Origin of the sequence: Streptomyces cyaneochromogenes (genome assembly GCF_003963535.1) — a bacterium.
Taxonomy (GTDB): Bacteria; Actinomycetota; Actinomycetes; order Streptomycetales; family Streptomycetaceae; genus Streptomyces; species Streptomyces shaanxiensis.
This window is the reverse complement of record NZ_CP034539.1, coordinates 5,367,087-5,381,387: the sequence shown is the minus strand read 5'-3', so window position 1 is coordinate 5,381,387 and position 14,301 is coordinate 5,367,087. Positions and strand designations below refer to the sequence as shown.

Sequence of the window (14,301 nt, the reverse complement as noted above, 5' to 3'; positions counted from 1 at the left end):
TGAGGTCAGAGGGGGAGAGTCGTCCAGATGCTCTTGCCGTGGGCGTCGCCGTGCACGGCGACGGTGCCGCCGAGTTGCCGGGCGAGCTCCATGACCGTGCCGAGACCGCCACCGGTACCGGTTGCGGCATGGTGCAGCGGGGGCTGGTGGGGGTGGCGGTCGTGGACGGCGAAGGCCAGGCGGCCACCGCTCGCCGCATACATGACCATGATCTGCGGGGACACCTCGGCGGCGTGCCGGACACTGTTGGTCACCAGCTCACTGAGGATCAGCAGCGCCGCGTCCACGACGGGCCGGTGCAGATCTATCCCCCACTCGGCCAGCGCCTGTTCGGCGGTCTCACGGGCGAGACGGACGGCGGACGGCTCGTTGGGCAGGGTGAGCACATGCCGGTACGGAAGGGCATCGAGAACGGGGGTCATCAGGTCTCCACGCGGGCGAGGCGGAAGCCGGTGACGCTCTGGGGGTGCAGGCGCAGCAGAGTGTCGTGCGGGCCGTGCGTCCAGCCCGGCAATGTGCGGCGGTGGTGGGATATCTCGTTCGCGTCGCTGAGCACGTCCACGGGGCCGTGGACGGTGACCGTCCAGCCGGTTCTGTGCACCGCCCGGATCTCGTCCACGTGGTACGTCACCGTGGCCGGCACCGCCGCCGCCTGGACGGGGGCCCGGACGATCAGTCGGCCGTACTCCCACACATGGCGGGACGGCCGTACGACGGCCGGCTCCCGCTGCGGGTACACCAGCCGTCCCAGGCTGCTGCCTTCCAGCAGCCACAAGGCCTCCGCTCCGGACACCTCCACCATGCGCAGAGGGACAGGGACAGTGCTCATCGGGTGGCCTCCTCACTGGAGGTTCGGGGCTTCTGGGCGGGTACCGCGGTCAGGACTCCGGTCGTCTCCAGGTGGTCGCGGGCGGCCCGGATCGCCTCGGGGGTGGTGGCGTACTCCCCGCCGTCCTGCCCCAGCAGGTCCAGCGCACCGACGGAGTCCAGGACCTGGCGCTGACCGGTGCGAATCCCCGAGGCCAGGACCAGGATGCCGCGCCGCTGCAGCTTCTCCACGGCGTCCTTGAGGACCAGCGCGCCGGTGGCGTCCATCGTCGACACCCGCGACATGCGCAGGATGACGACGCGTACGTCGGCCACCTCGGTCAGCTCCAGGAGGAAGCGGTGCGCGGCGGCGAAGAACAGCGGCCCGTCGATGCGGTACGCGACGATGTGCTCGGCGAGCAGGGCGTGTTCCTCGGCGCTGTGGTCACCCCGGTCGAGCGGGACCTGGTCGAAGCGGGCCTGCTTGGCCACGGCGCGCAGGGCGAGGGCACCCGCGACGACCAGGCCGATGATCACCGCGTACACGAGGTCCAGTGCCAGGGTCGCGACCGCGGTGAGGACGAGGATCAGCGCATCCGAGCGGGTGGCCTTGGCCATCGCCCTGAGCGAGCCGACCTCCACCATGCGGACCGCGGTGGCCAGCAGCACGCCGGCGAGGGCGGCGAGCGGGATCCTGGAGACGAGGGGCGCCGCGGCGAAGACGATCACAGCGAGGATCGCGGCGTGGGTCAGGGCGGCCAGCCGGGAGCCGGCGCCTGTGCGGACGTTGACCGCGGTCCGGGCGATCGCGCCGGTCGCGGGCACGCCGCCGAAGAGCGGTGCCGCGATATTGGCCAGGCCCTGGCCGAACAGTTCTCGGTCGGGGTCGTGCCGCTGCCCCACCGTCATGCCGTCCGCGACCGAGGCGGACAGCAGGGACTCCAGGGCCGCGAGCGCCGCCACGGCCACCGCCGGGGCGAGCAGGGTGCTGAGCGAACCGAGGTCCAGGAAGCCGAGTGAGGGCGCGGGCAGCCCGGACGGAAGGTCGCCGATCGGCTGCGCCGCGTCCAGGCCCGCGACCTGGGCGACGGCCGTGGCCGCGATGACCGCGAGGATGGAGAACGGGACGGTCGGCCGCCAGCGGGCGCCCACCAGCATGACCGCGGCCACCGCGACCGCGAAGCCGACCGCCGTCCAGTTCGGGTGCCGCACGAACTCCTCGACGGCCCGCCAGGTCACCACCAGCACACGGTCGCCCTCGGGCTTGGGCACCCCGAGCGCGTTCGGGACCTGCTGCAGTCCGATCACGCAGGCGATGCCGAGAGTGAAGCCCTCCACCACGGGCGCGGGCACGTACTGCATGTACTTGCCGGCGCGCAGGGCGGCGAGCGCCACGAGCATGACGCCGGCCATCAGCCCGACGGTCAGGACACCGGTCGGGCCGTACTCGCCGACGATCGGCACCAGCACCACGGTCATGGCCCCGGTCGGCCCGGACACCTGGAGGTTGGACCCGCCGAACAGCGCGGCGAGCGCGCCGGCGACCACGGCGGTCGCCAGTCCGGCCTCGGCACCGAGACCGGAGGAGACACCGAAGCCGAGCGCGAGCGGCAGGGCCACGATCGCCACGGTGAGGCCGGCAAGCAGGTCCTTGCGCGGATCGCGCCGCATGTCCGCCAGGTCGGTGCGGGTGGGCATGAGCGCCGTGAGCCGGGCCCCGGCCCGGCTGATCCCCGAGGTCATCGCGCCGCGACCTCGGATTCCCGCAGCTCGGCCAGCAGCTCGCCCTGCCCGGCGAGCATCTCGGTCAAGATCCGGCGCGCGGCCCTCATCAGATCAGCGACGTCCCCGCCCGCCAGCTCGTAGACCACCGTCGAGCCCTCCCGGGTCGAGGTGACGATCCCGGAACGCCGCAGCACCGCCAGTTGCTGGGACAGACCGGACGGCTCCACCTCGATGGCGGCAAGCAGGTCCCGCACCGGCAACGGCCCGTCCTGCAGCAGCTCCAGCACGCGTATGCGTACCGGATGCCCCAGCATCCGGAAGAACTCGGCCTTGGCCTGGTACAGCGGAACAGACACAACCCCTCGGCTTCCCTGCAAACCCCACCTCGCGGGGCGGGCACAAAGGCTGTGCCCGCGACTACCGGACGACGGACACAGCCAACTCAGCATCTAGCCAATTGCGAAATTTTGCAATTCCGCATGAGTGGATGGTGGACTGCATCGGGCAGCACTGAGGGTTCTGCCCCGAAGATCAGCCGCTCGTCGACACCTTGACTGCGATCAGGGCTCATGAGAAGGCCCAGGTCAGAGACCCGGGCCTTTTGCAGTCCATCGTGATCAGTCGCCGCGTGCCAGATTCGTGCCAGAACGTTGATCGTCGGGTTCGTCCGGCGGATCATCTGGCACGGCCGCAGCTTCCTGGCGTGCCTTGCGTACGGTCCCTTCCGGCGAGGCGGCGCAGTCCTCACCCGACCTCGCGTCCAGCGGATCGGCTCCCCGTCCTGCTGTCCCTGAGCCTGCCCGCGTCCGAATGAGCCGACGTCCCGCCGCACACTCCAGCCCGGCGGGGCCGCGGGCCGTGGTGGCTGCGGCCCCGCCGGGGTGTTGGGGTCAGGACGGGTCGCCGTACTGCAGGCCTCGTCCGTTGGTGCCGACGTAGACGCGGCCGAAGGTGTCGGGGTCGCCGGTGATGACGCCGACGCCGCCGATGCTGCCCCACTGGTGGGCGTCGTCGTTGACGCGGAGCCAGGTGGCGCCCTTGTCGGTGGAGCGGAAGACGCCGGTGACGTCCTTGACGGTGCCGATCAGGTACAGGGCCTGGTAGGAGGCGCCGGGCGCGGCCTTGCCGAAGCCGAGGGCGGAGGCGGACTGCACGGTGCCGAGCGTGGTGAAGGTGCGGCCGCCGTCGGTGGAGTGCAGCAGTCCCTTGCCGCCGTCGGCGATCCACAGGTCCCCTGCGATGCCGGGGACGGCCGTGAGCCGGCCGGTGGGCAGGTTGGTGGCGCGGGCGGTGAAGGTCGCGCCGCCGTCGGTGCTGGCGTAGAGCGTGCCGCCCACCAGTGAGTAGAAGGTGTTGGCCGAGGAGCGGTCGGCGACGACCACCGCGTCGGTGCCCAGGCCGCTGACCTTCGACCAGCTCGCCCCCTTGTCGGTCGAGCGGTACGGGGCCTGGCCGGCCTCGGTCCAGACGATGGTGGAGCCGTCCGCCGCGAGCGCGATGTGGCCGTCCTGGGCGCTGCCCACCGGCTCAGCCTTGAAGCCGGTCCAGGTGCTGCCCCCGTCGGTGGAGTAGGCGCCGTCCTGCGCGCCGCCACGGCCGACCCGGACCATCATCGAGGGGCTGGACTGGGCGAAATCGATGTCGGTGCTGTTGGCCATCATCGGGTTGCTCAGCCGCCCGGAGGGCACCTCGGTCAGGGAGTCGTGCCGGAAGCCGCCCTGGTCGCCCATGGAGGTGATGACGGTGGCGCCGCCGGGCGGGGCGATCGCGTCCATCAGCGCGGTCTCCTCCAGCCCTCGGGCGCCCATGCTCCAGTGGCTGGTGCCGCCGCTGTCGGAGGCGTTCGCGTCCTTGCTGCGCAGGATGCCGTTGCCGGTGCCGTACAGCGCGTGCCCGGAGTCGAAGGGATCGATGGCCAGGGCGGTCATCCAGTGCCCGGTGTGGGTGCCGACGTACGGAGCGGCGGAGGCGTTGCGCACCGACTTGTCGGCCAGTGCCTTCCAGGTCGTACCGCCGTCGGTGGTGCGGTAGATCTCGTCCTCGGGCCACCAGCGGTCGAGGGTGGTGACCATCACCGTGGACGGCTTCTGCGGGTCGACGGCCAGACCGGAGAAGCCATAACCGCCCTGGGACGGGGAGACGTTCTTCCACGCCCCGCCGGTCGGTGTGTACTTCCACACCGAGCCCGCCGTCACGTCGTTGGGTCCGAGGTTGTTGGTGTACGTGAGGTACAGCGAGCCGTCACCGGAGAGGACGCCGTGCTGCGGCATCTGGCCGGTGGGCTGCCCGGAGACGGCCTGCCAGGTGCTGCCGCCGTCGGTGGAGCGGTACAGGGACGTGGACCTGTCGTTGACGCCGACGTAGATCGTCTTGCTGCCGGCCGGGCCGTACGTCACGAAGGAGATGCCCGCGCCGCTGCTCGCCCCGTCCTTGACGGGGAACGAGGAGACCTGGCTCCATGTCGCGCCGTGGTCGGTGCTGCGCCACAGGCCGTTCTTGCGGGTGCCCAGCAGCAGGGTGCCGTTGTCGGCGGGGTTGATCGCGAGCCGTTCGCCCGCGCCGCGGCCGGGCTCGTTGGCGCCCAGTTTGAAGGGCAGGTTCGTGCGCTGGAAGGTGCGGCCCCGGTCGGTGGAGCGCAGGATCGCGCCGTTGCCGGCCCACTCGTTGGTGTAGGTGCCCGCTCCGAGGTAGAGCCGGTTGGGGTCGACGGGGTCAGTGGCCACCGAGTCGATGCCCAGCAGGTTCCAGTCCTTCTCGCCGAGCCAGTCGGTCAGCGGGATCCACTGCTCGGCCGCGCTGTCCCACCGGTAGGCGCCGCCCATGTCGGTACGCGCGTAAAGCAGCCCCTTCTCCTTCGGGTTGAACACCAGCCCGGTGACGTAACCTCCGCCCACCACTTGGGCGTTCTTCCACCTGTACGGTCCGGCCGCGGCCGTGGTCTGCGCACTGTCGGTACCGGCCGCCGGGGCCTCTGCCATCTTCACCAGCTTCCACTGCTGGTTGGCGCCGCCGTGGCCGGGATACTGGATGACTGCCGCGCCCTCGGCGGAGGAGCCTCCGGAGACGTCCAGGACCTGGCCGCTCTTGCGGGAGGTGAAGGTGACGGCGTCGGAACCGCTCACCTCGCTGACCCGCCACTCCTGGGAGGTGGCGGAGCTGTCGGTCTGCTGCTCGGCGGCGGCCCCCTGGGCGGTCGAACCGCCCGCTATGCCCAGCACTTTGCCGCTGTTGCGGTTCACCAGCTCGTAGTAGCCGTCCCCGGCGGGCTTCAGCCTCCACTGCTGGTTGGCGGTGCTCTGGTCGGTCCACTGCTGGATACGGGTGCCGTCGGCGGTGGAGAAGCCGTTGACGTCCAGCACCTTGCCACTGCGCACGGAGACCAGCCGGTAATAGGCGTCGCCGTCGACCGTCGCGGCCTGCGAGTCCTCCTGCGAGAACAGGAGATACGGCACGACGGCGGCGGGCACACCGAGCAGCAGAGCGGTCGCGGTCCAGCGACGGCGGTGACGCCCGCGGCGCCGGCCGTTCGTGGGGTTGCTCATGGGGAGGCGTTCTCCTTGTTGCCAGCTGTTGATCAGTTGATCAGCGGAAGACGGATCCAGGCACTGCGGTGACCGGATCCGACTCCTTGTGGTCACAGGCTCGGCAAAGGGTTGCCTCGATCAGAGAACTTTCTGCAGACGATCACCGATGCACCGTCCGAGCCGGCCCGGCGACCGGCGAGCGTCCTCCGAGGGGCTCCGGGTCGTGCCGGCGCCTGCGGAGTGCGCGGGGCTGTGGTGCGCGGTGGAGCTTGATACGGCATGGCTGCAGGGATCGCGGATCCGCGCCCCGCCTGGACAGCCATCATGCCGACGAGCACCGCGGTGTACGTGGCGCTCTTCGCCGTCGCGGCGAAGGCGTGGCGCAACCGGACCGGGTGGCGCTGCGGTTCGACGTGCTGCCGAAGCGGGCGACCGTGCCGCTCGCGGTCGGCCTGCCCGTGCTGCTGGTGGGGGCAGCGCTCGCCTTCCACGTCACGGGACGGCCGGTGTGGCTGATCGAGGGCCGAGCGAAGAGGCCCGGCGGAACCTGCCCGCCGGGCCTCTGTCTGCCAGTGACAGCATGTGACCGCATCACATCGCGATCACCGTGGATCAGGCCGGTCAGCGCTGCAGAGTGAGCACGCCCGGCCGGTAGGGCAGTTGCGGGTAGGGCTGGCCGTCCGAGCCGGGGGACCTGCCCTGGTAGAGGAACTGCAGGTTGCAGGGGTCGATGGTCATGGTCTGGTCGGGGTTGTTGCGGACCAGGTCACCGTGGCTGATGTCGTTGGTCCAGGTGGCACCGCTGTTGGCCTTGCCCGCGAAGGGGCTGGACTCGCTGCCGGCCTGCTCGGTCCACGTACCGTTCAGGCTGGAGGCCGTGAACGAGCGGAAGTAGCGTCCGTTCGCGCCCATGGCCTCGACGATCATGAGGTACTGGTTCTGGCCCTGGACCTTGTAGACCTCAGGGGCCTCGAACAGTCTCGCCTTCGTGTCGCTCATGATCTTGGTGTACGACGAGCCGAAGCTGCCCGGGAAGTTCCCGAGCGCCATGGTCGACCGGTAGATGCCGCCGTTGTCATCGGCGAAGAACAGGTACATGTTCTGGCCGTCGGCGATCACGGTCGGGTCGATCGGGCCGCCCTCGGCGCCTGCAGGCAGGCTGCCGGTGAACAGCGCCTGCGGCGCGGACCAGCCGTTGGGGTTGGTGGGGTCGCTGGACGTGCGGTAGGTGAAGGGCCAGGCGGTGCCCCACCCGTTGGAGACCAGCACCCAGATGTTCTTGGGCGCGAAGTAGAACAGTTTGGGCGCCACCGCGGACCCGCTGATCCCGGTCTGGGTGGCCGTCGCCATGTCCGACCAGTTCGTGAAGGGACTGAACGTCATCGCGCCCCACGACGATCCGTTGGAAGTGGTCGCGTAGACCAGGTGCTTGCCGTTGTAGGTCACGGTGGTGAAGTCCTTCAGCGCGACCGAGCCGTTCGCCGGCTGCGCCAACGGACCCGTCGAGCTCCACCGGTACGTCGACGGAAGGACACACGTGTCGCTCTTCGTCGCCGTGGTCGGCTTGAAGTTCCAGTGCTGGTTGGCGCCGCCGTTGGAGTCCCAGATCTGGACGGGAGTGCCGTTGGCGGTCCGACCGCCGGGGAGCTCCAGCGCCCGGCCGCTGGCGACGTTGGTCAGCCTGTAGGTGCCGTCGCTGTTCCGGGCGGCCCGCCAGTGCTGGTGGGCGCCGCCGTTGGAGTCCCAGACCGTCATCCTCGTCCCGTTGCCCGTCTGGTTGGCCGGCTCGTCCAGGACCCGGCCGCTGGCGACGTTGGTCAGCGTGTAGGTGCCGTCGCTGTTCCGGGCGGCCCGCCACTGCTGGTTGGCGGCACCGCTGGCGTCCCACACCTGGAGCGGGGTGCCGTTGCCGTTCTGTCCCGCGGGCTGGTCGAGAACGCGTCCGGCGGCCGCGTTGGAGAGCGTGTAGACGGTGCCGGAGGCGATGTCCCCGGCCGTCGTGCCGCCGCCCGCCGTGTCCCCGCTGCTGCTGCCGCCCAAGGCGGTGAGCACCGCGCCGTAGGCGGGCTTCTTGTTACCGCTGTTGTCGAACAGCAACGGGTTCTCACCGGTGCGCCAGGAGTCGCTGTCGCGGATGCCCCACACCGTGATGCCCGTGCAGCGAGCGACGTTCACGCAGGCCTTGACGGCGTTGGAGTACGCGGTGGCGGACGCCTGGGCGATGTCGAGCTCGGTGATCTGGACGTCCACGCCGAGCGCGGCGAAGTTCGACAGCGTGGTCTGGAAGCTCGCGGGCGGGCCGCCGGCGGCGAAGTGGCTCTGGAGGCCGACGCAGTCGATGGGCACGCCGCGGGACTTGAAGTCCTTGACCATCTTGTAGACGCCCTGGGTCTTGGCGTCCGACCAGTTCTCGATGTTGTAGTCGTTGTAGCAGAGCTTGGCGGAGGGGTCGGCGGCTCGCGCGGTGCGGAAGGCCTCCTCGATGAAGCCGTTGCCGAGCACGTCCCGGAAGACCGAGCTGCGGAGCTGGCCGCTGCCGCCGTCGGCGAAGGCCTCGTTGACCACGTCCCAGGCGTAGATCTTGCCCTTGTAGTGGGTCATCGTCCGGGTGATGTGGTTGTTCATCACGCTGCGCAGCGTGTTCGGGTCGGTGATGGAGCTGACCCAGCCGGGCAGCTGCGAGTGCCAGACGAGGGTGTGGCCGCGCATCCGCTGTCCGTGCGCGGTGGCGTGGGCGACGATCTGGTCGGCCGGGCCGAAGTTGAAGTTGCCGCGGGACGGTTCGGTGGCGTCCCACTTCATCTCGTTCTCCGGGGTGATCATCTTGAATTCCCGGTCGAGAATCGTGGAGTACGTCGAGTCTCCGAGTTTTCCGGCAGCCACGGCCGTGCCGAAATAGCGGCCGCTGCCGGCCGCTGCATCAGCGGCCACGGTCGGTGTGGAGGCGTCCGACGTGAGTGCGGCCTTGGCGACCAGCGGTACGGCGGCACCCGCAGCGGCGAGAACCAAGGCGGCGGCGAGCAGGCGGCGGGTTGCCGGACGGCGGCGATGAGAGGGGTTCTGATCTGGCAACGGCTTGTCCTTCTGGCGAAGCGGGCCCAGGATTCGGTCCCGTCATCCGCCAGTCGACGCCACGACCGAAAAGGTTGCCGTGCTCGGGGAGGATTTTCTTGCCGGGCAGGAGATCGACGCGGCAGGTGTCATCCTGGTGTCCCGTCGGTTCGCCGGCCAGGCCCCATTTCCTTTGCGAGCCCCGGCCGCGTGTCGCGAGGCCGGCCGGACAGCTCAAGCGGCCCAGTGCCGCCGCGGCGGGTGCGTTGCGCGGTTCGCCTGAATCGACGACCAGTACGGAGCGGCGGGCGCGCGCCAGGGTCAGCGCCCCCGACAGCCCGGCGGCGCATCCTCCCGCAACCAGGGCGTCCAGTTTCCCAGAAGCCCTCTGTGCAGTCATGGGCACACCCGTGCGGCACACCCGCCAGGGCCGCCATTTCTCTTGCGGTCGCGACGGGCACTCCAGATCAGCCCGAGAGACGAAGCGGTCCGGTCGGCGCACGCGTCGCGCGCAGGCATAGCCCGGCTGCCGGCGGCGCCCGCGCCCACAACGTGCCCGTAAGGGCGGACCACCACGGTCGATACCGGTGCGAACCGAGCCTCACGACCCCGCCCAAAGGAAGAACCGGAAGCCCTCGGGCTGCCGGCGACGAGGCGAGCCTTTGCGCCACTTCCGGCCGAAGGAGCTGCGGCGGAACGGGGCGCCCTTCTCGCTGGGGAAGACGAACAGGCCCGGTTCCTCACGGGCTGCGGGTCTCGGAGAACAGCTACCGCCGGTATGCGCCGAACACGCGGTCGGACGATTTCGACCGGCGGCATCGCGTTCCCCCCTCGCTTTCGCCAGACAGGAGCAGCGTCCGGTCGCAAGCAGGCAGGTACGGCCGTCTCGGGGCCAGTAAGGGGCAGACCGGGGCGGGTACGACCGGGATGCGCTGGGATGGCCCGACTCACCGCAACCTGCCAGTCAGTTGGGGCCGCCATGAACGACGCGATCACATCAGGGTCGACCGGCAGACGAGGAGCTGCCGCGCAGGCCGGCCGCCGACGCGGCACCACGAGCCGTGCGAGCACGCCCGGAACAGTCGAGGACCGGTTCCGGGGGCTGTTGGAAGCGGCCCCGGACGCGATGGTGATCGTGGACGACAGGGGAACCATCAAACTCGTCAACGCCCAGACCGAAGCCCTCTTCGGCTACCGGCGCGACGAACTCCTCGGCCACCCCGTCGAGGTCCTCATCCCCAGCCGATTCCACGCCCACCACGCCACCCATCGCGACGGATACGCCACCACCCGGCAGGTGCGCCCCATGGGAGCCGGGCTCGAACTGCACGGACTGCGCAAGGACGGCAGCGAGTTCCCCGTCGAGATCAGCCTCAGCCCCCTGGAGACGGCTGACGGGCTCCTCGTCTCCGCCGCCGTCCGCGACGTCAGCGAGCGCAAGGCCGCCGAGGAAAGGTTCCGGGCACTGCTGGAGGCGGCCCCGGACGCGATGGTGATCGTGGACGACAGGGGAACCATCAAACTCGTCAACGCCCAGACCGAAGCCCTCTTCGGCTACCGGCGCGACGAACTCCTCGGCCGTCCGGTCGAGTTGCTGGTGCCCAAGCGGTTCCAGACCCACCACACCCGGCACCGCGACGGCTATGCCGCCACCCGGCAGGTGCGGCCGATGGGAGCCGGGCTCGAACTGCACGGACTGCGCAAGGACGGCAGCGAGTTCCCCGTCGAGATCAGCCTCAGCCCCCTGGAGACGGCTGACGGGCTCCTCGTCTCCGCGGCCGTACGGGACGTCAGTGAGCGCAAGGCCGCCGAGGCGCGTATCACCGAGCTCGCCGCCCTGGTCGAGTCCTCTCAGGATGCCATCCTCGCCAAGACGCTCGACGGGCGCATCACGTACTGGAACACCGCCGCCCAGAGGCTGTACGGCTACACATCCGAGGAAGCCGTCGGGCAGCACGTGTCCATGCTGGCCACGCCGGAGCGCAAGGACGAGATCGTCCAGCTGCTGGAGCGGCTGCAGCAGGACGAGAAGATCGAGCATTTCGAAACCCTGCGGGTCACCAGCACCGGTGCCATGCTCGACGTCGACGTCACCCTGTGGCCGACCCGGGACGCCGCCGGAACGGTCGTCGGCGCCTGCGCCATCGTCCGTGACATCAGTGACCGCAAGCGCGCCGAGGCCGAACTCACCGAGTTGTACAGGCAGCAGAAGCACATCGCCCTCACCCTGCAGCGCAGCCTCATGGGCACCCCGCCTGCCATCCCCGGCCTGGCGGCTGCCAGCCGCTACCGGCCCGCGACCCAGGGCGCCGGCGTGGGCGGCGACTGGTTCGATCTGATCCCGCTCGGCGCCGGCCGGGTCGGTGTCCTCATCGGCGATGTGATGGGCCGAGGTCTGGAAGCGGCCTCCGTCATGGGCCAGTTGCGCTCCGCCGCCCATGCCCTGGCCAAGACCGGAATGCAGCCCCGTCAGCTCATGCAGGCTCTCGACGCGGTCGTCGCCGACCTCGATGTCCCCGACCAGTTGGTCACCTGCTGCTACCTCGTCATCGCCCCGGACGCCGGATCCGTCACCCTGTGCTCCGCCGGCCACCTGCCCACCCTCGTCGCCACCCCCGGCGGCGGCGTCAGCCGACTGTCCACGCCGGTGAACGCCCCTCTCGGCGTCGGCGACATCCTGTACCAGCAGTCCAGCGCGGCCATCCCACCCGGCGCCGCCCTCGTGCTGTACACCGACGGCCTGGTCGAAACCCCCGGCAGCGACATCGAGTACCAGATCGACAAGCTCACCACGGCCCTCGACAACGCCTTCACGCTCTCCAGCGGCCTTGAGGATGCCGCCGACCACGTACTCGCCGCGCTGCTGCCCGACGCCGAGGGCCACGACGACGACGTCACCCTCCTTCTGGCCCAGCTCCCCGCCGCCCCACTGGACATCGCCTTCACAGAACTACCGGCCACGGCTTCCGCGGTCTTCGCGGGCCGCTCCTTCGCAGTCGAGACCCTCACCTCCTGGGGCTGCGCCCACAAAGCCGAGGACGCGAGACTGCTGGTCTCCGAGGTCCTCACCAACGCCGTCCAGCACGCGGAAGGCCCTGTCGCCCTCCACCTGCGCCGCACCGCCACCGAACTCGCCGTCGAGATCAGCGACCTCAGCCCACACCTGCCCCAGCCACGGCTGGCCGACCAGGACGAGGAATCCGGACGCGGCCTCATCCTCGTCGACACCCTCGCCGACAACTGGGGCGTCCGCCCCGATGAGCAGGGGAAGACCACCTGGTTCGTCCTCCGGCTGTGACCGGCGAAACCGGTCCTGGCGGCGCTGACCCTGCTGGCGACGGGTCTCGGCATCCGCGGCGTCCTGCGGGCGCGTCGATGGGCGCGGCACACCGCACGGCGACCCTGGTGGCGTACGGCCCTGCGCTTGCTGCCCCAGGCCCTCCCCGTCCTCCTCCTCACCCAACTCGCCACGCTCCTGGGCCTGCTGATGAACCGCGCCGGAACCCTGGCACAGACCACCTACGCCTGGCCGGCCCTCGTCGTATGCGCGGCGGCCGGTGGCCTCGCCTCCGCCTCGGTCGTCACCGCCCGGGCCGTCGCACTGTTCCGCTAATGCGGACACCCCAGGCACGGGACCGGGGGCGGGACCGGGGGCGACGAGGGTGATGTGCGTTTTGCCGAGGGAGCACCTGAGGCACCTCGTCAAGGGTCGTCGCTTCCCAAGCCGAGAGCGCGATTTCGTTTCTCGTCACCCGCTCTCAACGGCCGTTCCACCGGCCTTCCACCTGCCTTGTGAGGAGCGGCGGCAACCGCCGCGCCGGCTCGCCCGTACCAACAGAAGGCCCCGACCGTCCAGGGGGCCTGCTCCCGGCTCTCTGCTTGGGCTGGCCTCAGCTCCGACGCACATGCCTGCCGGAGTGATCACGGGACCACCCGTGCCTACCGTGATGTGGCATGCCAACCTTCTTACCGACTTCTGGGACCGGCAGGCGCATCGGCCTCGCGGTCCTGGTGGCGGCCACCGTGCTGGCCACCGGCCCGGCGGCGGCCGCGCAGGCGCCGGGCTCACGCTCTGGCGGCGACTGCGGCACGCACGACCGGACCCGCCAGGCGCTGCGCGTCCTCACCGAGCGCGACGGCATCACCGGTGCCGCGGTCCTGGTGAGCGGCCCCAACGCGGATGAGCCCTGCGGGCGCCTGGCCGAGGCCGCCGGAACGGCGGATCTGCGCACCGGACGCCCGATGAACACCGTCGACCGGCTGCGCGTCGGCAGCGTGACCAAGACGTTCACCGCGGCGCTCGTCCTCCAACTCGTAGCCGAGCACCGCCTCTCGCTGGAAGCCCCCGTCGACCGCTATCTGCCCGGCCTGATTCACGGGCACGGCCACGACGGGGGCCTGATCACCGTACGACAGCTCCTGCAGCACACCAGCCAACTGCCCGACTATCTCGACGCCCCCGAATGGGAGCATCCCGAGCGGCTGCGGTACCGCCACTTCGAGCCGCGCGACCTCGTCACGCGTGCCCTCGAACTGCCGCGCCCGCAGGGCACCTGGCACTACGCCACCACCAATTACCTCGTCCTCGGCATGATCGTCCGCGAGGTCACCGGCCGTAGCCCCGAGGCGGAGATCACCCGCCGCATCATCAAGCCCCTCGGGCTGCACGACACCTACTGGCCAGGCGACGACACCCGTGTCCGAGGACCTCACTCCCGCAGCTACTTCATCGACGGCGGCGGCAGCGACGGCGACGGCGACGGCCGGCGCGTCGACGGCACCGCCTGGAACATGACCTTCGGCGGGGTCGGCGGCGCCCTGGTCTCGTCGCCGGGCGACCTGACGCGGTTCGCCGCCGCCCTGTTCGACGGCCGACTGCTGCCCGCGGCCCAACTGGCCGAGATGCGACGGACGGTGGAGGCCGACGCCGATCGGCTGTGGCCGGGCGCCCGCTACGGGCTGGGCCTGATCTCGTCACCGCTGTCCTGCGGCGGGACGTGGTGGGGGCACGGCGGCACGGTGCCCGGCGGTCACCGGGCGCTGATCGCCGTCGGCCCCGGCGGCCGGAGCGTCGCCGTCGCCCTGAACACGGTGCCCGCCTCGCTCCAGGCCGAGCTCGACTTCCTGGACCTCGTCGACAAGGCCCTCTGCGAGGGCAGGCCTTCCGAAACCGAAAGGACTTCCGCATGACCGG

General features: G+C 70.6%; 10 protein-coding genes. 3 read left to right on the top strand and 7 right to left on the bottom strand.

Annotated features, from left to right (window positions below; translation table 11 throughout):
- Nucleotides 1–5 precede the first annotated feature (5 nt).
- The 7 genes from EJ357_RS24435 to EJ357_RS50780 form a co-directional block, all read right to left on the bottom strand.
- Nucleotides 6–422, bottom strand: a complete 417-nt coding sequence (locus tag EJ357_RS24435; protein ID WP_126393684.1) for an ATP-binding protein — start codon at nt 420–422, stop codon at nt 6–8.
- A complete protein-coding gene (locus EJ357_RS24430; protein ID WP_126393683.1) occupies nt 422–829 on the bottom strand; it encodes a pyridoxamine 5'-phosphate oxidase family protein in 408 nt (135 codons plus the stop codon). Before EJ357_RS24430 ends, EJ357_RS24435 begins: the two co-directional genes overlap by 1 nt.
- A complete protein-coding gene (locus EJ357_RS24425) occupies nt 826–2,550 on the bottom strand; it encodes a SulP family inorganic anion transporter (protein ID WP_126393682.1) in 1,725 nt (574 codons plus the stop codon). Before EJ357_RS24425 ends, EJ357_RS24430 begins: the two co-directional genes overlap by 4 nt.
- Complete coding sequence (locus tag EJ357_RS24420; protein WP_126393681.1) at nt 2,547–2,888, bottom strand: ArsR/SmtB family transcription factor; 342 nt, start codon at nt 2,886–2,888, stop codon at nt 2,547–2,549. Before EJ357_RS24420 ends, EJ357_RS24425 begins: the two co-directional genes overlap by 4 nt.
- Nucleotides 2,889–3,422: 534 nt before the next feature.
- A complete protein-coding gene (locus EJ357_RS24415) occupies nt 3,423–6,074 on the bottom strand; it encodes an RICIN domain-containing protein (protein ID WP_126393680.1) in 2,652 nt (883 codons plus the stop codon).
- 603 nt (nt 6,075–6,677) lie between these two features.
- Nucleotides 6,678–9,080: a non-reducing end alpha-L-arabinofuranosidase family hydrolase gene (locus EJ357_RS24405; protein ID WP_126399932.1), complete on the bottom strand. Its 2,403-nt coding sequence runs from the start codon at nt 9,078–9,080 to the stop codon at nt 6,678–6,680.
- Entirely contained in the window at nt 8,977–9,507 is a 531-nt protein-coding gene (locus tag EJ357_RS50780; RefSeq protein WP_407698414.1) for an FAD-binding protein, read from the bottom strand. Before EJ357_RS50780 ends, EJ357_RS24405 begins: the two co-directional genes overlap by 104 nt.
- A 579-nt stretch (nt 9,508–10,086) precedes the next feature.
- Between EJ357_RS50780 and EJ357_RS24395 the strand changes: the two genes are divergently transcribed.
- From EJ357_RS24395 to EJ357_RS24385, 3 genes are all read left to right on the top strand, one after another.
- A complete protein-coding gene (locus tag EJ357_RS24395; RefSeq protein ID WP_175647498.1) occupies nt 10,087–12,405 on the top strand; it encodes a SpoIIE family protein phosphatase in 2,319 nt (772 codons plus the stop codon).
- Between the two features lie 126 nt (nt 12,406–12,531).
- Nucleotides 12,532–12,720 (top strand): hypothetical protein, encoded by a 189-nt coding sequence (locus EJ357_RS49495; protein WP_228472575.1) that lies wholly within the window; start codon nt 12,532–12,534, stop codon nt 12,718–12,720.
- 341 nt (nt 12,721–13,061) lie between these two features.
- The gene (locus tag EJ357_RS24385) at nt 13,062–14,297 is read left to right on the top strand and encodes a serine hydrolase domain-containing protein (RefSeq protein WP_126393679.1); all 1,236 of its coding nucleotides are present in this window, start codon (nt 13,062–13,064) and stop codon (nt 14,295–14,297) included.
- Nucleotides 14,298–14,301 lie beyond the last annotated feature (4 nt).

Bases quoted from the DNA above. Each gene is read 5' to 3' on its own strand.
- EJ357_RS24435 (WP_126393684.1), bottom strand. From the start codon at position 422: ATGACCCCCGTTCTCGATGCCCTTCCGTACCGGCATGTGCTCACCCTG.
- EJ357_RS24430 (WP_126393683.1), bottom strand. From the start codon at position 829: ATGAGCACTGTCCCTGTCCCTCTGCGCATGGTGGAGGTGTCCGGAGCG.
- EJ357_RS24425 (WP_126393682.1), bottom strand. From the start codon at position 2,550: ATGACCTCGGGGATCAGCCGGGCCGGGGCCCGGCTCACGGCGCTCATG.
- EJ357_RS24415 (WP_126393680.1), bottom strand. From the start codon at position 6,074: ATGAGCAACCCCACGAACGGCCGGCGCCGCGGGCGTCACCGCCGTCGC.
- EJ357_RS50780 (WP_407698414.1), bottom strand. From the start codon at position 9,507: ATGACTGCACAGAGGGCTTCTGGGAAACTGGACGCCCTGGTTGCGGGA.
- EJ357_RS24395 (WP_175647498.1), top strand. From the start codon at position 10,087: ATGAACGACGCGATCACATCAGGGTCGACCGGCAGACGAGGAGCTGCC.
- EJ357_RS24385 (WP_126393679.1), top strand. From the start codon at position 13,062: ATGCCAACCTTCTTACCGACTTCTGGGACCGGCAGGCGCATCGGCCTC.